General features: G+C 64.0%; 18 protein-coding genes. 8 read left to right on the top strand and 10 right to left on the bottom strand.

What is annotated here, in order from left to right:
• Positions 1–94 precede the first annotated feature (94 nt).
• The 4 genes from PHO31112_RS18315 to PHO31112_RS18300 form a co-directional block, all read right to left on the bottom strand.
• Complete coding sequence (locus PHO31112_RS18315) at positions 95–466, bottom strand: cupredoxin domain-containing protein (protein ID WP_150621783.1); 372 nt, start codon at positions 464–466, stop codon at positions 95–97.
• A 25-nt stretch (positions 467–491) separates the two neighbouring features.
• Positions 492–1,409 (bottom strand): metallophosphoesterase family protein, encoded by a 918-nt coding sequence (locus tag PHO31112_RS18310; RefSeq protein WP_150621841.1) that lies wholly within the window; start codon positions 1,407–1,409, stop codon positions 492–494.
• Positions 1,410–1,616: 207 nt separating this feature from the next.
• Positions 1,617–2,522, bottom strand: coding sequence for a M23 family metallopeptidase (locus PHO31112_RS18305; protein WP_150621782.1), 906 nt, complete (start codon positions 2,520–2,522; stop codon positions 1,617–1,619).
• 145 nt (positions 2,523–2,667) lie between these two features.
• Positions 2,668–3,831 (bottom strand): acyltransferase family protein, encoded by a 1,164-nt coding sequence (locus tag PHO31112_RS18300; RefSeq protein ID WP_150621781.1) that lies wholly within the window; start codon positions 3,829–3,831, stop codon positions 2,668–2,670.
• Positions 3,832–4,118: 287 nt separating this feature from the next.
• Here PHO31112_RS18300 and PHO31112_RS18295 point away from each other — a divergent pair, with 287 nt between their 5' ends.
• On the top strand, positions 4,119–4,799 hold the full coding sequence (locus PHO31112_RS18295; protein WP_150621780.1) for a phosphatase PAP2 family protein: 681 nt from the start codon (positions 4,119–4,121) through the stop codon (positions 4,797–4,799).
• A 213-nt stretch (positions 4,800–5,012) separates the two neighbouring features.
• Positions 5,013–6,917 (top strand): PHA/PHB synthase family protein, encoded by a 1,905-nt coding sequence (locus tag PHO31112_RS18290; protein WP_246178349.1) that lies wholly within the window; start codon positions 5,013–5,015, stop codon positions 6,915–6,917.
• Here PHO31112_RS18290 and PHO31112_RS18285 read toward each other — a convergent pair.
• Both PHO31112_RS18285 and phbB read right to left on the bottom strand, forming a co-directional pair.
• The gene (locus PHO31112_RS18285; RefSeq protein WP_150621779.1) at positions 6,899–7,489 is read right to left on the bottom strand and encodes a phasin family protein; all 591 of its coding nucleotides are present in this window, start codon (positions 7,487–7,489) and stop codon (positions 6,899–6,901) included. The genes PHO31112_RS18290 and PHO31112_RS18285 overlap by 19 nt on opposite strands.
• A gap of 40 nt (positions 7,490–7,529) precedes the next feature.
• Positions 7,530–8,273 (bottom strand): acetoacetyl-CoA reductase, encoded by a 744-nt coding sequence (gene phbB, locus PHO31112_RS18280; protein ID WP_150621778.1) that lies wholly within the window; start codon positions 8,271–8,273, stop codon positions 7,530–7,532.
• 694 nt (positions 8,274–8,967) lie between these two features.
• On the opposite strand from phbB, the gene PHO31112_RS18275 reads away from it, so the two are divergent.
• From PHO31112_RS18275 to PHO31112_RS18260, 4 genes are read left to right on the top strand one after another with little or no spacing between them, the layout of a single operon-like run.
• On the top strand, positions 8,968–10,167 hold the full coding sequence (locus tag PHO31112_RS18275) for an efflux RND transporter periplasmic adaptor subunit (protein ID WP_150621839.1): 1,200 nt from the start codon (positions 8,968–8,970) through the stop codon (positions 10,165–10,167).
• Complete coding sequence (locus PHO31112_RS18270) at positions 10,164–13,364, top strand: efflux RND transporter permease subunit (RefSeq protein WP_246178347.1); 3,201 nt, start codon at positions 10,164–10,166, stop codon at positions 13,362–13,364. The genes PHO31112_RS18275 and PHO31112_RS18270 overlap by 4 nt, the downstream gene beginning before the upstream one ends.
• Positions 13,361–14,914, top strand: coding sequence for an efflux transporter outer membrane subunit (locus tag PHO31112_RS18265; protein WP_150621777.1), 1,554 nt, complete (start codon positions 13,361–13,363; stop codon positions 14,912–14,914). Before PHO31112_RS18270 ends, PHO31112_RS18265 begins: the two co-directional genes overlap by 4 nt.
• On the top strand, positions 14,911–15,561 hold the full coding sequence (locus tag PHO31112_RS18260) for a TetR/AcrR family transcriptional regulator (RefSeq protein WP_150621776.1): 651 nt from the start codon (positions 14,911–14,913) through the stop codon (positions 15,559–15,561). The genes PHO31112_RS18265 and PHO31112_RS18260 overlap by 4 nt, the downstream gene beginning before the upstream one ends.
• A gap of 30 nt (positions 15,562–15,591) precedes the next feature.
• On the opposite strand, the gene argE is transcribed toward PHO31112_RS18260, so the two are convergent.
• The 4 genes from argE to PHO31112_RS18240 are packed head-to-tail and all read right to left on the bottom strand — an operon-like array spanning position 15,592 to position 19,149.
• The gene (gene argE / locus PHO31112_RS18255; protein WP_150621775.1) at positions 15,592–16,755 is read right to left on the bottom strand and encodes an acetylornithine deacetylase; all 1,164 of its coding nucleotides are present in this window, start codon (positions 16,753–16,755) and stop codon (positions 15,592–15,594) included.
• A complete protein-coding gene (locus tag PHO31112_RS18250) occupies positions 16,748–17,425 on the bottom strand; it encodes a DUF1028 domain-containing protein (RefSeq protein ID WP_150621774.1) in 678 nt (225 codons plus the stop codon). Before PHO31112_RS18250 ends, argE begins: the two co-directional genes overlap by 8 nt.
• Positions 17,426–17,434: 9 nt before the next feature.
• Positions 17,435–17,872: a RidA family protein gene (locus PHO31112_RS18245; RefSeq protein WP_150621773.1), complete on the bottom strand. Its 438-nt coding sequence runs from the start codon at positions 17,870–17,872 to the stop codon at positions 17,435–17,437.
• A gap of 11 nt (positions 17,873–17,883) precedes the next feature.
• Positions 17,884–19,149, bottom strand: a complete 1,266-nt coding sequence (locus tag PHO31112_RS18240) for a flavin-containing monooxygenase (RefSeq protein ID WP_150621772.1) — start codon at positions 19,147–19,149, stop codon at positions 17,884–17,886.
• Between the two features lie 189 nt (positions 19,150–19,338).
• On the opposite strand from PHO31112_RS18240, the gene PHO31112_RS18235 reads away from it, so the two are divergent.
• Positions 19,339–20,268, top strand: a complete 930-nt coding sequence (locus PHO31112_RS18235) for a LysR family transcriptional regulator (RefSeq protein ID WP_150621771.1) — start codon at positions 19,339–19,341, stop codon at positions 20,266–20,268.
• Positions 20,269–20,439: 171 nt separating this feature from the next.
• On the top strand, positions 20,440–21,588 hold the full coding sequence (locus tag PHO31112_RS18230) for an aromatic ring-hydroxylating oxygenase subunit alpha (RefSeq protein WP_150621770.1): 1,149 nt from the start codon (positions 20,440–20,442) through the stop codon (positions 21,586–21,588).
• Positions 21,589–21,599: the final 11 nt, after the last annotated feature.

Genomic DNA, 21,599 nt, shown 5'->3' with positions numbered 1-21,599 from the left:
CGAGAACGGGCAACGCATTGCCCGGGTGAATCGGTCTGACGTCGCGATCGCGACGTCAATGCGCTCATTGAATCACATCTGCCTTGGGAGACGGCTATTTCACGACGATCACGCCGGTCATGTGCGGATGAATCGCGCAGTAGTAAGGATACGTCCCCGGTTTGTCGAAGGTGAAGGCAAAGGTGCCGTCGGTATCCAGCGCCCCCGACGCAAACGCCCGCGGGTTGCCCGAGCTGGTCACGGTGTGGGGTTCGTCGTCGCGGTTAGTCCACGTCACACGCGTACCCGCGCGCACGGTGAGCGTCGCGGGAGAGAACGTGAAGTGCTCGATATGGACGGTATCCGCGTCAGCAGCGTTCGAGAGCGCGGGCAAGGTCAGCGTGAGCATGCCTGCGGCCGCAATGGCGATGCGACTAAGCCATACGCGCCGCCGAGCGCCGCGAGCGTTCAGGAGAATCGATTTCATGGGAGGACTCCGGAAACGATAGGCGTCAGGACGCCAACGTGGTATCGCCAAGCAACGGCGCGCCGTCGAGCGTCGTGAAGTCGACGCGACGAATGCCAAGTGTCTGCCGCAGTTGCGAGGGGTCGACTTTCAACGGTCCGGGGCCCGGACCATCGCCGGGCGCAGGTTGCGGAAACGCGGTCGACATCGCGGTTTGCATGCGAACGTTGCCCTCCACTTTCTGCAGTACCTGATGGATATGCCCGTTCAGCACCGTGACCGATCCGAACGGCCGAAGCAAAGCCAGTGCGCGATCGCTGTCGTCGGTACCCCAGCCCCACGCGGGATAGACCGACCATAACGGCATGTGCGTGAACACGACGAGCGGGGTGCTATGGGAGCGTCCCTTGAGGTCGGCCGCGAGCCAGGCAAGTTGTGCGTCGCCGAGATAGCCCATCCCCCCGGCCTTCAGATTGAGTACGTTGACGAGCGCGACGAAGTGCACGCCCTGTTGATCGAAGCTGTACCAGCCAACCCCCTTGGTGTCTGGCGAGAAGCGCGCAAAGAACGCGCGGCCGTCGTCGCCGATCACGTCATGCTCGCCGGGCACGTAGCGAGTCTCAAGCCCCGCGCCGTTCACGATCTGCTGCGCGATGTCGAATTCCTCGGGGCGCGAGAGATGGCTGACGTCGCCCGTGTGGAGCATGAATGCAGGGCGTTCGGACGCGCCCCGAATCCGCTCGATGGCAGATTGCAGCGTGGCTGCCGGATCGGGATTGGGCGCTTTATTGAAGCCGATGTGGCTGTCGCTGATCTGCACGAACGTCAACGCGTGGCGGGCTGGCATTTCCGCTGCGCCAGCCGATGCCCCCAGCGATATGCCGCGCGGCACCCCACCGTCGAGCGTCCACAAAATGCCCGCGCCTGCCCACGCGAGACAGGCCATCGCCCTGCGCCGTGACATCGCCGGCGATGACTCCCCCTGCGGGACCGGGCAGGCATCGCCAGACGTGACATCCGGCTTGTCGTTCTCGTTGCAACTCATGACACACCTCCGCTCGACAGGTACGCTGTCCGGCCCGTCACCATGGCAGGTTTCGGAAGCGCCGTTATCCGTATTACCAGCGGGTATGTCGTTTTATTCCCGGAGGCCGGGCGTCGATATTGGCGCTCAGAGCGGCGAATACTGCCAGCGGTCGGTTGCCCACGCCCGTCCCGGCGAATGGCACGCCCCCAGATCGTCGAGCAGGTTATGGCAGCCGTTATCGGTCACCGCATGCACCTCGCTCGCCCTTGCCGTACGGCGAAGCAGCGGACGCGGGTCGACCGGAACGCCCTGCCTGCGCACTTCGAAATGCAGATGCGCCCCTGTCACCATGCCGGTCTTGCCGACCGCGCCGATCACATCGCCCGCCTTGACCGTCTGACCGACACGCAATCCGCGCGCCGTGGCCGACAAGTGGGCGTAGATCGTCTCATTGTCGTAGCGGTGGTCGATCACGATATAGCGGCCAAACCCACGGCGCTCATAGCCGATGGTCTTCACCACGCCCCGCGCGACCACGCGCACCGGCGCGCCGTGAGGGGCGACAAGATCGATGCCCGTGTGCGAATGCTTGACACGTGTCACAGGGTGGTAACGCGTGCCGTAATCGGACGAGACGCGGGAATAGGTTACCGGCATGACGAGGGACTTCGTCGCACGCACCGCTGGTGTCGACGAGAACGCGTTCGGTCGCGCCATCAGCGCCACCGTGCGGCAGCGCACAGCACCGGGAGTAACAGGCATCGGGTACAGCGTCGTCACCTTGCCGCAGACCGAATAGCGAGACGTCGCGGCCGGCACGGAAGCGGCGACGTACGAGAACGCAAACGACGGCGTCGGGCGCGGAAGCAAACGCAATGCGTCACTGGGATTGCCCGCGTCAGCCATCGCGGGAAGCGGCATGGCCATGCACAGCCAGATACACACTGCATGCCAGCGGGAGCGACGGCCTTCGCCCTGCCCCAGCAAGCCCGGTGCGCCGCCGTCCAACGCGGCGCACTCGCGCTTGGAGGAAGGAAAAGAGAAAGACATCGCTCGGAAAATAAATTCGGAAACGACGCAGTCTACGGGGCGAAAGAGCGAAAATTTGCGGGGAAGCGCCCAAAATTGGCATCAATGGCGGCTAGAACGCCGCCATTTGGGAACGTGCCTAACGTAGTTGGTACGACCGGACGATTCAAACGCGCCGAATCCGCGTTGCGCGCTCGGACGGGTGCGCTTGATGGCGTGACAAACGCCGCACCGCCGGGCCACTGACATAACGATGCAGCACCCCGCCGAGGATCGTACACACCACTAGCACCGGCAGGTAGACGAGGAACGTCCAGCGCATGTCGCCGCCCGCCACCGCAAGATAGGCCGGTGTCACCGCCAGTACCACGAACATGTGACTCAGATAGATCTCGTAGCTCCAACGGCCCATTTGCGTGAGCCACCCCAAGACGCGCGGCGCGGCACGTGTCGACCCATGCGCAGCCGCGAGCCAGAGCGCGGCACTCACGCAGAGCAGCAACATGATGAAATCGTGCAGCAGCGGTCCCAGCACATCGCCGAAAAAGACCACGGCGATCAAACCCGCCACGCCTGCGGCGCCGACGAACCTTGCCGCGCGGCGCGGAAGCGTCCCCCGTTGCATGGCCAATGCCGTGAGCACACCCCACGCGATGGCCGCCATGCCGGGCAGGTACGCCTTCTCTTGCCAGATTTCGTTGCTCTGCAGCGCAGCACGCGTCCACGGTAGCGACATGGCCAACGCGACAAGCACAAGCACGCGCCAGGGGCCTCGCAGCACCAGACAGAGCAGCGGAAAGGCCAGATAGAAGCACTCTTCGATGGACAGCGACCAGAGGACGTCCCACGCACCGGGCAGCCAGTTCGTGCGGCCCTCGTACCAGTTCAGTGTCATGGTCAGGGCGGCGCCCAGCGCACCGGCGAGCGATTGCCCCGGCTTGTTGATGACGAAGCCCGGCACAGCCATCCAGTGCATAACGGCAAGTACGGCCAGCAGCAACAACAGGAGCGGAAAGATGCGCGCGGCACGCAAGGCATAGAAGTGACGCCAGCGCAATGCGTCGAGCGAGCCGTAGCGTTCCAGTGAACGGCGCGTGATGACGAAGCCGGAGATCACGAAGAACACGAACACGGCTTCATAACCGTTGAAGCTCAGGCCATTGATCACGCGCTTGGGCAGTACATCGCCCAACAGACTCGGGCCGAGCGGCAAACGGAACCTGAGCGCGAGGTGGTGCACGACCACGAAAAGAATGGACAAGCCGCGTAATAGATCGATACCGTCGTTACGCGTGCGAGGCGGCGTCTCGTGCGCCGGATGAAAAAGCATGAAATCTCCTGAGCTGATATGTCGGGGGCCACATCCGCGGCCATCCTACTATGCCCTCGCCGCCGGAATCACCCGTCGAATTCAACGGGGGCTTCCCCCTGGTCGCAATGCCCTGCGTGACAGGTCTCGCCCGAATTGCCAGACCGCGTCGAATGATTCGACGGAAAATGTGTCGGACCTCATTGGCCCGCGCCGTCCGGTGTCACTATTTGTTCCCGCTACGGTGGCGCGCGTAAGATAGCCCTTTCGCCCGAGGCCCTCTGCCCTCGGGCCGTCTTTCGGAAGTCATGTCTAGCTCCTGGATCACCATTACCAATTTCGGCAGTGCCGCCGTGACGGTGCCCGCCGCTGCCGCCCTGACCCTCTGGTTGCTCTCAGCCCGTGCCTGGCGCATGGCCTTCACATGGGTGGCGCTGTTTGGGGTGGGAGCGCTCGTCGTCGCGATCTCCAAGGTCATGTTCCTCGGCTGGGGACTCGGCGTGCGCGAACTCGATTTCACCGGGGTCAGCGGCCATACGATGCTCGCCGCGACGGTCTACCCGGTTATCGCCTGGCTGCTTTTGCGCCGCCTCGCGTGGCCGTGGCGGGTACTCGGCATGGCTGCCGCAATGACGGGCAGCGTGGCTGTCGGCGCGTCGCGGGTGGCGCTCTCGGCGCACTCGATTTCCGAGTCGGTGGCGGGCTGTGCCGTCGGCTTCGCCGTCTGCGCGGCCTTTGCGTGGTTCACGCGCCGCGAGGAAGCGCCCGGACTCAAAACCCTGCCCATGGCAGCAAGTCTGTTCGTTCTCGTGATGTGGCTGCATGGCGAGCAGGTGCCAACGCAGCGCTGGATTACCCACATCGCGCTGACGCTGTCCGGCCGCGCACAGCCGTTCCGCCGGATCAGTTGGCTGGCCCGCAAGCCCTCCCCGCCGCCCGCCGCCCCCGCGCTCCCGCCTGTTACGGAAATCCCCACACCCTCGCGGTGATCCGTCGTCGCCGGCGATGACCACACCCGCACGCAACTTGTTGTAGATCACGATACTCTTGGGCGGCGTGCGTTATATTCTCCGGAACGCCTGAAATCGCATTGACGTCACGGCAAAGCGCGGACCGCCGCCCCTTGCCGCGCTTTCTCTTCCTGCTATCGCCGCACACGGCACGCGCTCCCATGCCGGCGGCAAGTCCGAACGGAGTCCGCCATGCCTGCTCCCAGTGCCAAGACGTCCCCGTCGAAATCCGCCCAATCGCAGACCACTTCGCGCGCGCGGGGTGCGCCCAAGACAACCCGCCCGCCGACACGTCGTGCCACGCCGCACGGCCCGACGTCAGTCACCCCGGCAAGCCCTGCAAAGATGGAGCCCCCGGCCCCGCCGGAGGCGGCGTCTGCGCCCCCTTTGACATCGTTTACCGATCACCTGGACCGGGCGGCGATGGCCGCGACCGCTCGCTTCACTGGCAACGTGTCACCTGCCGCTGTGGCGCTCGCGTGGGCCGATTGGGCCATGCACGCCGCGACCGCCCCTGGCCATCGACTTAACGTCTTCAAGGCCTTTGCCGCCATCGATAAACCGGCTGCGGGTCAAGCGGCGAAAGCCAGCGGGCCACCCCACACGGACCGGCGTTTCCGTGATCCGCTGTGGGACAACCTGCCGTTCTCGTGGTGGCGCGAGCGTTTCCTGCGCACCCAGCATTTCGTCGACGAGATGACCGGAGAGATTCCCGGCGTCGACCCGCATCACCGGGACGTGGTGCGTTTCATGGCAAGACAGTGGCTCGACGTCTTCTCGCCGAGCAACCTCTGGTACCTGAATCCCGAAGTGCTCTCTGCCGTGCGGGAAACGCACGGCCAGAACCTCGTCAAAGGGGCGCAGCGCTGGTGGTCCGATCTGCGCGACATAGCGGCAGGCGACGCGCCGGGCGCGGGGCCGCAGGCGTGCCAGGCGTTCCGCGTCGGCCACGAGATCGCCGCGACGCCCGGCAAAGTTGTCTATCGCAACGAGTATTTCGAATTGCTGCAATACGCGCCGGCGCAGCCGCAGACGTCGCGCGAACCCGTGCTGATCGTGCCGTCATGGCTGTTGAAGTACTACATCCTCGATCTGCAAGCCCAGCACTCCCTGGTGCGCTATCTGGTGGCACAGGGTCATAGCGTCTTCATGGTCTCGTGGCATAACCCTGGACCGGAGGCCCGTAACCGGGGGCTGGAGGATTATCTCGACGACGGGCTGCTCACGGCGTTGCACGAGGTGCGGCGCGTGACGGATAACGCCCCGGTACACGCCTGCGGCTATTGCCTTGGCGGCACGTTGCTCGCCATCGCGGCGGCAACGTTGGCGCGGGACAAGGGAAAAGGAGAAGGACACAACCCGCTGGCCAGCATCACATTGCTCGCCGCGCAGACCGACTTCAGCGAACCGGGCGAACTCGGACTATTCATCGACGCGAGTCAGGTCGCGTATCTCGAGGCGATGATGTGGCGGCAGGGATATATCGGCGGCGAGCAACTCGCAGGCACGTTCCAACTGCTCAATTCGCGCGACCTGATCTGGTCGCGGCTCATGAGCGACTATCTGCTTGGAAAACCCGCGCAGACGACCGACTTTACGGTGTGGAACGCCGATACCACGCGGATTCCCGCACGGCTGCATAGCCAGTGTCTGCGCGAGCTGTATCTGAACAATGCGCTGGCAACGGGAACGCTGAAGGTCGGCGGGCAGCCGGTGGCGTTATCGGATATTCGCGCGCCGATGTTCGTCGTGGCGACCGAGCGCGACCACATCTCGCCATGGCGCTCCGTCTACAAGATGCATCTGCTGAACCACGGCGATCTCACCTTCGCCCTCGTCTCGGGTGGGCATAACGTCGGCGTGGTTTGTGAGCCGGGACATCCGCACAGTCACCATCGGGTGGCAACGCGGGCCGCAGGTACGGCCTATCGAGCCCCAGAGGATTGGTTCGCGGCGACGCCCGCCATGCAAAGCTCGTGGTGGCCTGTATGGCACGCCTGGCTCCTAGCACAGGGCAGCGGCAAATCCGTTGCCGCCCCCTGGCCACCAGCGCAAGCGCTAGGCGACGCGCCCGGTACTTACGTGCTCGAGCGATGAGCGTGGGCACCACCGCGCTTGGCCGGTACCCGACCGTTGAGCGGCGACTGCTGTGACACTGCCGCCTCGGTCGCCTGCGCGGCTTCCGTGGACATGCGACGCCAGGCATCCATTGTCCCTTGCGTGGCGTCGTTGAACGCCTGGAACCACTTCTGCATCGGCGCTTCGGCCGCCTTTGCGGCTTCACCTGCGGACGTGCCTGCACCGATCAGGTCGGGCAACGTCATTGCGCCAGCCATGCCGTGCTGGAGTTCTTCGCCAGTCTTGCGGCAATGCTCGGCCCACAGCAGTTGATTGTTCGCGCACACGGCGAGCCACTCGCGCCAGAACTCGTTCTGTTGCGCGATCTGACCGTTAAGCAATTGCAGATGCGCGGTGAGTAGCGCATTGAAGTCTTTCGCGCCACCAAGCGACTTGGCCGCTTCCGAGTGCGCCTTAAGCAATTCGGTGTCGCGCTCCGCCTGCAACTGGTGCATACGTTGCGCCGCTTCCAGAAAAATCCCATAAGCGCCCAGTGCGCTCGCGGTACCGAGTTTGACCAACGTCAGTGCCGGATTCATTTCCTTTGACATCGTGACTCTCCTAAGTAAAGGGGTTAGCTGCCGCTGCGCGTCACTCCATATGCATGCCACCGTTGATGGCAAGATTGCTGCCGGTGATGAAACCGGCGTCGTCCGACACAAGAAAGGCGATAAACGCGGCCACTTCCTCCGGACGCCCCAACCGACCGATCGGAATCTGCGGAAGAATGCGTGATTCGAGCACGTCCTGGGGCACCGCAGTGACCATCTTCGTTGCGAGATATCCCGGCGAAATGGTGTTGACGGTGACACCCGACTTGGCAACTTCCAACGCCAACGCCTTGGTGAAGCCGTGTATGCCCGCTTTCGCGGCTGCATAGTTCGCCTGACCGAAGGCGCCACGGCTGCCATTGACCGATGAAATGTTGATAATGCGACCCCAGCCGCGCGCGACCATGCCGCCAAAGATCGGCCGGGTCATGTTGAACACGCTGTCCAGATCGGTGCGCAATACTGCCTGCCAATCCTCGGACGTCATTTTGCGCATCGTGGCGTCGCGCGTGATCCCCGCATTGTTGATGAGAATATCCACCGGTCCAGTGTCGGACTCGATGGCTTTTGCACAAGCCTCGCAAGACGCGAAGTCGGCAACGTCGACACGATATGCTGCAAAGTTGCGGCCGGTGTCGCGCATGCGCTCGACCCAGCCTTCGCAGTCGTGATTCCTGGGCGAACAGGTGACCGCGACGCGGTACCCGGCATCGGCAAGGCGCGTGCTGATTGCCTCACCCAAACCGCCCATACCTCCTGTGACCAATGCTATCCGTGTTGTCATGGCTTATCCGTCTCCGGCTAACGTCAATCGTTAAACTTCGGATACATCCAGCATAGTCGCGAACCTCCGACTTGCTGCTGCGTGAGCCCCCCTTGGCATGCCAATCACTTGACTTCGGTCAAGCTCCCGCGCCAATACCATACCGTCTGCGCGAAATGCGCGCCGGCGGCCTCGGTCTACGATGCCGCGTGCGTCATGCGATGCCGGGGGTCTTCGCTGCGATGTCGCCAGTCGTTGCAACTGGCCCGAGTGCGACTCAATGCGCGCGACAACGTTCCTCTGATGTGACGATTTGTCCCGGACAACCTCGTTCCCCGAACCCGCCGCGCCTCGCCCTCGTCACATTGCCGATTACCCGCAATGTCGCGAGGCGCCGAGTGTACGTTCCATTGGAATCGTACTCCAAAATATTTCGACGGTTGGCCTTTCTCCGATCGTCGAAAAACAATCCAATGGCGTGCCCCTATCGATAGTCACAGGGGCATCGAAAAACCCCGTCATGCCCCGTTGCAGCGTGTCGGCAATCCATATATCATCGCCTGTAGATTTTTTCCGGATCGCGCCGTTTTGCCAATCGTACAGCCCCGTGCCATTGCTCTGTGATGGCTCGTTTGTCTCCGCTTGCCCGGCGAACGTGTCGCGACCTCATTGTCTTGTCTCCCGGATGCCTCACTTTGAGAGTCACGAGCGCATGATGCCTCTTCTGCCCGACACCGCACCACGCCGCCGCCGGCTCGCGCTGGCCATCGCCACTACCGCCATCGCCGCTGCCTCCTTGGCTGCGTGCTCGCGCAAAGCCCCGCCGGAAGCCCCACCTCGTCCGGTCGTGGCCGTCGCCGCCAAGCTCACGGAGCAGACGCCCATTGCGTCGCTGCCCGCGCAGATCGAGGCACGCTATTCCACGCCGCTGTCGTTCCGCGTCGCGGGCAAGATCGTCGACCGGTCGGTGCGACTCGGCGATGCCGTCAAGGCCGGTCAGATCGTTGCACGCCTCGACCCGGCGGATCTCTCGAAGAACGCCGCGAGCGCCCGCGCACAACTCGACGCCGCACAGCACCAACTCGACTACGCGACGCAAACCGTCATGCGCGACCGCGCGCAGGCGAAGGAAAACCTGATCGCACCGGCGCAGCTCGAGCAATCCGAGAACGCTTACGCGAGTGCGCTGGCACAGCGCAATCAGGCGAGTCAGCAAGCGGCGTTGGCAAGCGATCAGTTGGGTTATGGCAATCTCAAGGCCGATCGCGAGGGTGTCATCACCGCCGAGCAGGCCGATACCGGACAGAACGTGAGCGCCGGTCAAGCGGTGTATCAACTGGCGTGGACGGGCGACGTCGACGTGATTACCGATGTGCCCGAAGTCGCGCTCAGCGCGTTGCGCGTCGGCCAGACGGCAACCGTCTCGCTGCCCGCCGTGCCGGGCAAGACGTGGCAGGCACGCGTGCGTGAAGTCTCCCCCGCGGCCGATCCGATGAGCCGCACCTATCGCGCCAAGCTCTCGCTGCTCTCTCCCGGCCCCGATGTCAAACTCGGCATGACGGCCAACGTCGCCTTCGCGCAAGCCTTGACCTCGCCAGCTACGGCCACCATCGGCGCCCCGGCTGCGGCGTCCGGTACTGCGGCCTCGACGACAGTCGCCGATGCTCAGCCCATCACGCTACCGTCGACCGCACTCTTCCACGATGGCAACCAACCCGCCGTGTGGGTCGTCAAGCAAGACGACACGCTGGTCTTGCGCCGCGTGAAGGTTGCGCGTTACGGCGAGCGAACCGTGACCGTCGCAGGCGGCATTCAGCCCGGCGAGCGCATTGTCTGGCAAGGCGTTCACACGGTCACGGCCGGTGAAAAAGTCCGCGTGATCCCGCCACTGCACGCTGAGGACTTCGCGTCATGAGCACGCAGGACGGGAAGCCGCCCGTGCCCCAGACATCCCCCGCCGCACCCGACGCCGAACCGCAGAACTTCCGCCACGAAGAGGGCAGCTTCAACCTCTCGGCCTGGGCGCTGCGCCATCGCTCGCTTGTGGTCTTCCTGATCGCGATGGCGACGGTTTTCGGCATTCTCGCCTACTCGCGTCTCGCCCAATCGGAAGACCCGCCTTTCACGTTCCGCGTGATGGTGATCCGCACGTTCTGGCCGGGGGCGAGCGCCAAACAGGTGCAGGAACAGGTGACCGACCGGATCGCGCGCAAGCTCCAGGAGATGCCGGCTATCGACTTCCAGCGCAGCTATTCGCGCCCCGGCGAGTCGCTGCTGTTCTTCGCGATGAAGGATTCGGCACCGGCGAGCGAAGTGCCCGAGGAGTGGTACCAGGTACGGAAGAAAGTCGGCGATATCGCGTACACGTTGCCGCAAGGCGTACAAGGGCCGTTTTTCAACGACGAGTTCGGCGACGTCTACACGCACATCTTCACGCTGCAAGGCGACGGCTTCGGCCCTGCCCAGTTGCGCGACTACGCCGACGCCCTGCGCACCGTGCTTCTACGGGTGCCGGGCGTGGCGAAGGTCGACTACTTCGGCGATCAGGATCAGCGCATCTACGTCGAGATCAACAACACGCAGTTGACACGTCTCGGCATTTCGCCGAGCCAGATCGCACAGGCGGTGGACAGCCAGAATGCGGTCGCCCCGGCGGGCACCATCGACACGCCCAACGACCGTCTGGTCGTGCGCCCCGGCGGCCAGTTCCGCAATGTCGACGAGCTCGCCGACACGCTCATTCGCGTGAACAACCGCACCTTCCGTCTGGGTGACATCGCTACGATCAAACGTGGCTATGTCGACCCGCCCGTGTCCGAAATGCGTTTCGGCGGCAAGCCCGTCCTCGGCATCGGCATCACCATGCAGAAGGGGCATGACGTCATTCACCTCGGGAAGGCGCTGGCCAGCACCATGGGCGATCTGCGCGCCCAGTTGCCCGCCGGCCTCACGCTGACCGAAGTCGCGAGCATGTCGCAGTCCGTCTCGCATTCGGTCGACGACTTCCTGGAAGCCGTGGCCGAAGCGGTGGCCATCGTGCTGGTCGTGAGTCTCGTCTCGCTGGGATTCCGCACCGGCATGGTCGTGGCGATTTCGATTCCGGTCGTACTCGCCGTCACCTCGCTGTTCATGTTCATCTTCGACATCGGTCTGCACAAGGTATCGCTCGGCACGCTGATCCTGGCGCTCGGCTTGCTGGTGGACGACGCGATCATCGCCGTCGAAATGATGGCGGTGAAGCTGGCACAGGGCTGGAATCGCAAACGCGCTGCCGCCTTTGCCTACACCAGCACGGCGTTCCCGATGCTCACGGGCACGCTGGTGACCGTGTCGGGCTTCCTGCCCATCGCACTCGCCAAGTCGAGCACCGGCGAATACACGCGCTCGATCTTCGAAGTCTCGGCCATCGCCCTGCTCGCGTCGTGGCTGGCCGCCGTCGTGCTCATTCCATTACTCGGCTACAAGCTGCTGCCCGAGCGCCCGCGAGAGGCGCATCACAGCGACGACCACGAACACGAGGTGTACGACACGAAGTTCTACAATCGCCTGCGCGGCTGGCTGACATGGTGCATCGAGCGCAGGATCGTCGTCCTCGTCATTACCGTGGTGCTGTTCCTGATTTCCATGGCCGGCTTCTCGCTCGTGCCGCAACAGTTCTTCCCAAGCTCCGACCGGCCGGAACTGATGGTGGACCTTCGCTTGCAGGAAGGCGCCTCGTATCAGGCGACGCTTCGCGAGACGGAGCGTCTGGAAAAACTACTTCAGGGCCGCAAGGAGATCGATCACACGGTGAGTTTCGTAGGCACGGGCGCCCCCCGCTTTTACCTGCCGCTCGACCAGCAATTACCCACACCGAACTTCGCGCAACTGGTGATCACCGCCAAGTCCGTGGAAGAACGCGAGGCGCTCGCGCAGTGGCTTGAGCCAACGTTACGCGACGCCATGCCCGGCGTACGCACGCGTCTGTCGCGACTGGAAAATGGGCCGCCGGTCGGCTTTCCGGTGCAATTCCGCGTGAGCGGCGACGACATCGGCACGGTGCGCAAGATTTCCGAACAAGTCGCAGACGTGATGCGGGCGAACGGCGACACCGTGGACGTGCAATTCGACTGGGACGAGCCATCGCAGCGCTCGGTACGCTTCGAAGTCGATCAGCAGAAGGCCCGTGCGCTGGGCGTGAGTTCGACGGACATCTCGAACTTCATCGCCATGACCCTCACGGGTTACGACATCAGCCAGTATCGTGAGCGCGACAAGCTGATCTCGATCACGTTGCGCGCGCCGAAGGCCGAACGCGTCGACCCCGCGAAGCTCGCCACGCTTGCCATGCCCACGCCGAACGGCCCGGTGCCGCTGGCCACGCTTGGGTCTGTGGTCAACGATCTGGAATATGGCGTGATCTGGGAGCGCGATCGTCAACCGACCCTCACCGTGCGCTCGGATGTGCGTGCCGGCAAGCAAGGGATCGACGTGACCGAGGCCGTCTACAAACAGCTCGGTGACATTCGCCGCGCGCTGCCGGTGGGGTATCGCATCGAGATCGGCGGATCGGTCGAAGAGTCCGGCAAGGGGCAATCGTCGATCATGGCGCAAATGCCGATCATGATTATTGTGGTGCTCACACTGTTGATGATCCAGCTCCAGAGTTTCGCGCGCACCATGCTCGTGGTGCTCACCGCGCCGCTCGGCATGATCGGCGTGGTGGCTACGCTGCTGTTGTTCGGCAAGCCCTTCGGCTTCGTGGCAATGCTCGGCGTGATCGCCATGTTCGGGATCATCATGCGTAACTCGGTGATTCTGGTCGATCAGATCGAGCAGGACATCGCGGCCGGACACCCGCGCTTCGACGCCATCGTGAGCGCCACGGTGCGACGCTTCCGGCCGATCACGCTCACCGCGGCGGCCGCCGTGCTGGCCCTGATTCCCCTGCTGCGCAGCAACTTCTTCGGCCCGATGGCCACCGCGCTGATGGGAGGTATCACCAGCGCCACCATCCTGACCGTGTTTTTCCTGCCGGCGTTATACGCGGCAGCGTTCCGCGTGCGCCACGACGAACGTGCGCCGCACGCCGCCAACGCGCCGTCCGGCAGTTCGCAAGGAGACCGCTCATGACCCCGCGCCTCGCTCTGCGCTGGTGCGCGCCGCTTGTTCCGATCCTGCCGCTCTGGCTCGGCGCGTGCGCGTTCACCCCCGGCGACAAACCACCGGCCATGCCCTCGCCCGCCCACTATGGCGCAAGCGCCGTGCCGGAGCACACCGTCACGGCACAAGGCGCATCGCAGCAGTTCGACGTGAATGCCCAGCCCGTGCGCGCGTGGTGGCACACCTACCGCTCGGACAAACTCGATGCGTTGGTCGAAGAAGGGCTGCGCAACAGCCCCAGTCTGTCGGCAGCCGACCACGCGTTGCAGGCCGCACGCGAGCAGTTGAAGGCACAGATCGGCTCGTCGCTTTTCCCGTCGATCGATATCGGCGGCGAAGCCGCACGCGAACGCAATCTGGGCATCCCGAATATCCGGCCGCCCACCGCGCTGTACAACATGTTCGTGGGGCAGGTGCAGGCCCGCTACACGTTCGACTTCTTTGGCGCGTCGCGCTTTGCCAATGCATCGCTGGCTGCTCAGGTCGATCAACAGGCGTTCCAGCTCGAATCGGCACGGCAGGCGCTCGCGGCGAACATCGTCTCCGGCGCCATCGGGGCTTCAGTGCTCGGGGCGCAGGTCAAGGCGACCGAGCGGCTCGTCGAACTCGCACAGGCCGACGCCACCGATATGGCGCGACGTGAAACGCTCGGCGCCGTCTCGCGGGCCGACGCGCTGGCCTCCGCGCAGAACGCCGAATCGCTCGCCGCATCGCTGCCGGGCCTGCGCGCCCAACATCAATCCACCCGTCACGCGTTGGCCGTGTTGCTCGGCCGCACGCCCGACCAGGCGCCCGACGATTTGCCGTTGGGGGAGTTGAAGGTGCCGGATCGGGTGCCGGTCGTCGTGCCGTCGACGCTGCTGCAATCGCGTCCCGATATTCAGGCGGCCGAGATGGCGCTCAAGGCGGCATCGGCCGAAGTGGGCGTGGCGACGGCACAGATGTTCCCGAGCCTGTCGCTCAGCGCGTCGCTCGGCAAAGGCGGCTTCAACTGGGCTACGGTGATGTCCAATGCCGGGTCGCTGTGGAGTGTGGCGGCTTCGGTCACGCAACCGATCTTCCACGGCGGCGCATTGCTGGCACAGCGTCGTGCAGCCCAGGCCACGTATGAGGCTGCCGTCGACCAGTACAAGCAGACGGTGCTCACCGCGTTCCGGAATGTCGCCGATACCCTGGCATCGCTCGAAGCGGATAACACGTCACTGCTGCATGCCGACAATTCGAGCGCGGCGGCCGAGCAAATCTATCGCGACACGGCGGCGCGCGTCCGTCTGGGCGCCCTGCCCGTCTCGGCCGCGCGCGGGCGCGAGCAGCAGTACTGGAATGCCTATATGACGACAGTGCGTGCAACCGGTGCGCGTTTGTCGGATACTGCGCTCCTGTTTTACGCGATGGGGGTGCCGCCGGAACCGGCGGCCGATGCCGCCAAGCCCGCGTTGCCGGAGCCGGCGACACCGGCACAGGCGTCTGAAGCGGCCGCACCGGCGGTACGCCCTGTGCAAGATGTAGCCCGAAGATGACTGCCACACCGATAACCCGGGGCCGACGCCCCAAACACCTGCCCGATGGCCGCGCCGCGTTGCTGAGCGCTGCCATCCACGCCTTCGCACAGCTCGGCTACGACGGCGCCAACCTGCGAGGTATCGCTCGCGCAGCGAAGGTCGACGCTAGCCTCGTACGCGTGCATTTCGGCTCGAAAGAGCAGTTATGGCGGGCGTGCATCGACACGCTCGAAGCCGCACTTGTGGAACCCGGCGAACGCTTGCGTGCGCTCTCGCTCGACACGTCGCGACCAGTGACTGACCGTCTCAAGGAAGCGATTTCGGTCGTCGCCGCGCATGCCATCCATCACCCTGAGCACAAGCAGTTCATCTCGCAACACGCGTCCGAGACCGGCGAGCGCGGGGCGATTCTGCATCGGCATCTGGTCATGCCGGTGTACGAGTGCATGGAACCGCTGATCACCCAGGGCATGCAGGCAGGCGTTGTGCGCGCGGAGCATCCGGAGATGTATTTCTGCCTGCTCGTGCACGCGCTGCATCCGCCGCCCGGCTCGCCTGTGCTGATGCAGTTGATCGCCCCGGAAGTGGGCGGCGAGGCGTTCGGTCCGGCACTTCTCAAGCAGGTCGAGATGGTGTTCTTGGCAACGCCGGACGCGAAACGCTGACGCGCCGGCGTGGGTGCTCAGCGCGGCGTATTACCGCGCCGTCGTCAGGTACTGCGCAAGGCGACACAGCATCGCATCGCAGCCCTCGAGTTGTTCGATGCTCACGAACTCATCGGGCTTGTGCCCCTGATCCATACTCCCGGGGCCGCAGACCACGGTCGGGATACCCACTTCGTTGAACAGGCCGCCTTCGGTGCCGAAGGCGACCGTGCCAAACTCGTCCGATCCGCACAACATCGCCAGCAGACGTGCGGCGTCGCTATCGGGCGGCGTCGCCAGCCCCGGATAAGCCGAAAGCGGAAAGAGGCGGATGCCGGTGTCCGGCTTCACCGCTTGCATCTTGGGCAGCAAGTCCTCGTCGGCGTAGCGTTGCAAGGCCTCCGCAACGCGATTCGCATCGAAGCCCGGTAATGCGCGCACTTCGAAATCGAATTCGCATTCGGCTGGCACGATGTTCAACGCCCGTCCGCCTTTGATAACGCCCGTTTGCACCGTGGAGTAAGGCGGATCGAAGCGCGCGTCGTGATACTCGGGATCGGCAAGTTCATCGCCAATGTCCTCGAGGCGGTTGATGAGCCGTGCGGCGTACTGGATCGCGTTGACGCCATACGGGGCATACGCGGAATGGCACGGCGCGCCCTTTACACAACAGCGCATCGCCAGTTTGCCTTTGTGGCCCAACACGGGCTTGAGCGCCGTAGGTTCCCCGATCAGACACAGCACTGGCTTGTGCGGGCGCTTCGCGATCTCCGCGAGCATGGGCCGCACACCGAGACACCCGATCTCCTCATCGTACGAGAAGGCAAGATGCACGGGCATCTGCAATTCGCATCCGACGAAATTCGGTACCGCCGCGAGCACCGAAGCCAGAAATCCTTTCATGTCCGCCGTGCCGCGACCGTAAAGCCGTCCGTCTTTCTCGACGAGACGAAACGGGTCGACGCTCCACGCCTGAGCGTCGACCGGCACAACGTCGGTGTGCCCGGACAGCACGATACCGCCGCGATCTTGCGGGCCGATGGTTGCGAACAGATTGGCCTTGGTGCGCTCGTCGTTATAGAACAGCTCGCTTTGCACCCCGTGTTGCGCGAGGTAATCGCGAATGAACTCGATCAGCGCCAGATTGGAATCGCGGCTCACGGTCGCGAAGCCGATCAACCTGTCGAGCAGCGCGCGGCTCGACAGATCATTCATCGCCCGGCACTCCGTAACTCGGTGCGGCCGTGGGATTCAGGGCGCGGGTGATGTAGTCCTGCATTTGTGGCAGATACGCTTGCCAGAGACCACCGAGCTTGCCGATAGGATCGTCGTCCGCCCAATCGACCCGCAGATCGACGATGGGCCACACCAGATCGCCCACGATCTTCAACGCTGCCGAGTGCACCGGCCCGGCCTCTCCGCCACTGGCGATAGCGGCATGCATCGCGGCCAGCAATCGATCGGCCAGCGCGCCGGGCGTATTCTCGAACGCCGGCACCATCGCTTCGATCACGTCGCGGCTCGTCAGCATGTTGCCCGCCGCGACACATTGCGCCCCCGCTACGGCGTGATACGTGCCTAACGCCTGATCGCCACTGAAAAACGCGGTGCGACCTTGCGCATCGATCACCGTGACCTGCCGATACTCGCTCCACTCGCTCTCGGCCAGGGTGCGGCTCAACGCCGTCGCCGGGTCGATATCGCCCCGTGCGAGGCGGTCGAGAATTTGCGGCCCCAGCGCGGGCTGCGTGACGTTTTGCGTGGCGACCGCACCGACGTTCGCACGCAGCCACGGACACCGCGCGCCCACGGCGATGCTCGACGAACTGATCGCGATGCCGAGTTGCCCGGTGCGCTCGCACCGTCCAACGATAGAGAAAGTCATATGCGCTCCTTATGCGCCGGACGGCGTCCATCCCTCGGGAATCACCGCAATAACGTCGATTTCCATCAACCACTCGGGCTGTCCCAGCGCGACCACCGTGAGTCCGGTGGAGATCGGAAACACGCCCTTGAGCCACTTGCCCACTTCACGATAGACCGGCTCGCGAAAACGCACGTCGGTCAGGTAAGTCGTGGTCTTGACCACATGCGACAGGTCGCTGCCCGCCTCTTCGAGCAACTGCTTGACGTTTTTCATCGCCTGCTCGGCCTGCGCGCGCGGGTCGCCCAACCCCACCAGATTGCCTTCGAAATCGGTGCCGATCTGACCACGCACGTAGACTGTGTTGCCTGCGCGCACGGCCTGACACAGGTCGTTATCGAGCGATTGATTCGGGTACGTATCCTTGGTGTTGAACATACGGATACGGGTATGCGTGGGTTGGCTCATGGACGGGCTCCTCAGTTCGTTGGCGTGTCGTAGTAGGCGAGATATTTGCGTTGGGTGGCGATGTGGTCCGCGATATGCCTTGCGTCGTGCCACACCCCCCAGATGAACGACGAGCCGCGGCGCGAAAGCCACGGCAGCCCGAGGAAGTACACCCCCGGCTCCTTCGAAACACCGCGTTGATGTTTGGGCTTTCCGTTGTCGTCGAAGGCATCGACCTGTAGCCAGCCGAAATCGACGGCGTAGCCGGTGGCCCAGATGATCGACGTCACGTTCGCCTTATCCATATCGAGTTCGAGCAACGGGTGCGTGAGGCACACCGGATCGGCAGGAATGACTCGCGCCTCAGGTTCTTCGGGCAGTTCGAGGCCGTTGCGCGCGACATAGGCGTCGGCCGCGTCGAGCAGCGACAGATAGTTTTCGTCTCCCCGGGCAATGTTGTCCGCGAGATCGGACTGAAACCGGGCGACGCCGTTCTCAAACGACTGCGTCAGGCCCGTGAGCGTGACGCCCTCGTGCGCCAGACGCCGGAAATCCACGGTATGCCCCCCGCGCGCGCCGCTTACCGCGATGGTCACATGTTCTTTGCCGGGGCGCATGACTTCGGCATCCCACTCGCCGAGCACGCCCAGCCACCAGCAGAAGTCGCGTCCGCGATAGCCGCGCGGCGGCCGGTCGTGCGGGCCGACCGACAGATAGACCTGCCGCCCGGCGCGGTTCAGTTCGTCGGCAATCTGCACGCCCGACGACCCGGCGCCCACCACGATCACATTACCCGGCGGCAGTTGCTCCGGGTTGCGGTAGTCGGCGGAATGGATCTGGGTGAGGTGCGCGTCCTTGGGCGCAATCGGCGGAATCACGGGACGCTGGAACGGCCCGGTCGCCACCACCACGCGCTGCGCTTCGATCGTGCCGTCCGAGGTCTCCACGGTGAATCCCGGCCGGCCCGTGTTGCGCACGACCTTGGTCACCTCGACACCCGTGCGGATAGGCGCTTCGATCTTTCGGGCGTAGTCGACGAAATAGTCCGCCACTTGCTCTTTCGGCGCGAAGCCATCGGGGTCGACGCCCGCAAACGTCATGTTGGGGAACCGGTCGTGCCAGGCCGGGCCATTGGCTACGAGCGAATCCCAACGTCCGGTGCGCCAGCGCTCCGCGATACGCGAGCGCTCCAGCACGAGATGGGGCACGGAGAGCTTGCTCAGATGCTCGCTCATCGCCACGCCGGCCTGCCCGGCGCCGACGACGAGCGTATCGATTGACGTTGTTTGCACTGTCATGGCTTGCGTCCTTCCGAAGGCAGATTGATTCCAACGACCCGTAGAGGTGGGTCATTCGCGGCAATCTACGCGCCTCGACAGAATCCGAAAAATATATTTAAAAAATGCAGGGCATCGGATTTGGCTATGCAGGCTTTTTTTTCGGTTTCACAATGCCCTTGAACCATGCTGCCCAATGGAGCGATGCCGATGGACAATCAGCCCCTGCGCTACTCGCTGCGCCAACTGCGCTATTTCGTGGTCACGGCGGAGGTACTGTCCTTCACCGCCGCAGCCCGGCGGCTGCATATTTCGCAGCCGTCCATTTCCACCGCGCTCGCGGATCTCGAGGTGTCGTTCGGCGTGCAGTTGTTCATCCGGCATCACGCGAGCGGCTTATCGCTCACGCAAGCGGGGCGCGATCTGCTGGGGCAGGCACGTAACCTGCTCAAGACCGCCGAAGAACTGCAAATGGCCGCCAAGGAGATGGACGGCGGCATGACCGGCTCCATTGCGCTGGGTTGTCTTGCCTCGCTCGCGCCGCCGCTGATGCCGGGTCTCATCAGCCGCTTTACAGAAGAGCACGCCGGCATCTCCTTTCGCACGGTGGAAGCGCATCAGGACGGGCTGCTGCGCGGCCTGCACGACGGATCGCTCGATATCGTCCTCACGTACAGCCTCGACCTGAGCGAGGACATCGCCTTCACGCCGCTGCTCTCGCTGCCGCCCTACGCCATCCTGCCCCGCACGCACCGGCTCGCCCGCGCACGCAAGGTGTCGCTTGCCGACTTGTTGCCGGAGCCCTATGTCATGCTCGATCTGCCGCACAGCCGCGAGTATTTCGCCGCGCTCTTCGACGCTGTCGGCAACCGCCCCGTCCCCGCATTTCGATCCTCGCAACCGGAAGTGGTGCGCGGCATGGTGGCGAACGGACTGGGCTACAGCCTGCTGAATTTCCCGCTCAAATCGAATCGCACGGTAGACGGCGAGGAGTTCGTCATCAAGCGCTTCAAAGACAACGTCAACGCCACCATGCTGGGCATCGCGCAATCGCGCACGATGAAGCCGCGACGGGTCGTGGAGCGCTTCGCGTCCTTTTGCGAGAACTACATCCGGCGCCTGCACCTGTCGTCGCAGTGATGCACAGGGCAACGGTGCAAAACAGGCTGCATAGGGAAAACCTTTGCCCTGTATCCAAAAACAATATTTTGGCTGGCAATTTGGCTTGATAGATTGATGTTCATGTTGAGTGCGGTGCGCCAGGGCTTGCGACGTTGCCTGAAGCGTTCCGGCGAATGAACGGAGGGCTTCATGGCTGACCAGACTGGGACGATCGCAGGGCAATCGCTCATCGACGCACTGCGTACCGGTGGCGAACGCCCATTCGACGACGCGCGGGCCATGCCGCCCGGTGTGTACACATCGCCTGAATTTCTCGCGAGGGAACAGCGCGACATCTTTGCGCACGAATGGCAATGCGTCGGCCGTGCAAGCGTCCTCGCCGCGCCCGGCGACTACCTGAGCGCGCAGATCGGCGATCAGCCCATCGTGGTGGTGCGCGACGAGCAGATGCAGCTAAGCGCTATGTCCAACGTCTGTCTGCACCGCATGTCGGTGCTGCTCGAAGGCCGAGGCAACGTCAGACGAATCGTGTGTCCTTATCACGCCTGGAATTATTCGCTCGACGGCAAGCTGAAAGGCGCGCCGATGATGGATCAGCAAGCCGGCTTCTGCAAAGAGCGCTATCAATTGCCCGCGATTCGCTGCGAACAATGGCAAGGCTGGATCTACGTGACACTCGATAACGATGCACCGCCCATCGGCACACAGCTCGCCGGGCTCACCGAGTTGATCGCGCCGTACGGCATGACCGGCTACATCGAAACTTTCTATGAAGAACACGTCTGGGACACCAACTGGAAGATCCTCGCCGAGAACTTCATGGAGAGCTACCACCTGCCGATGCTGCACCGCGCTACGGTAGGCCCCCATTCGAAACTCGAAGAAATGGAGTGCCCGCCGGGCCACCCGGCGTTCAACTACCACTGGATCACCAAGGAAGCGACGCTGCCCATCGGCAACGCGCATCCGGACAACACACGGCTCGAAGGCCACTGGCGCAAGACGACGGCGCTGCTCGCCATCTACCCGACGCACCTCGTCACGCTCACCCCTGGGTACTTCTGGTATCTCGTGCTCCAGCCCCGAGGCGTCGACCGGGTGCATATCCGCTTCGGCGGCGGCCTCTCGCCCGAGTTCATTGCCGACGAAGAAGCCAACGCCCATATGGTCACGCTCAAAGCGCTGCTCGACGAAGTGAACGCCGAAGACCGGCGCGGTGTGGAAGCCGTGTTCCGAGGCGTACATGCACCGCTCGCGAAGCCCGGCCATCTGAGCCCGCTGGAGCGCCCGAACTACGATTTCGCACGCTATCTGGCTGCCAAGCTGGCACAGCCCTAAGTTTCGAAGAC

This window comes from Pandoraea horticolens (assembly GCF_902459555.1).
In the GTDB taxonomy this organism is placed as follows: Bacteria; Pseudomonadota; Gammaproteobacteria; order Burkholderiales; family Burkholderiaceae; genus Pandoraea; species Pandoraea horticolens.
Note: the sequence above shows the minus strand (reverse complement) of the source record. Positions and strands in the feature narration are given on the sequence as shown.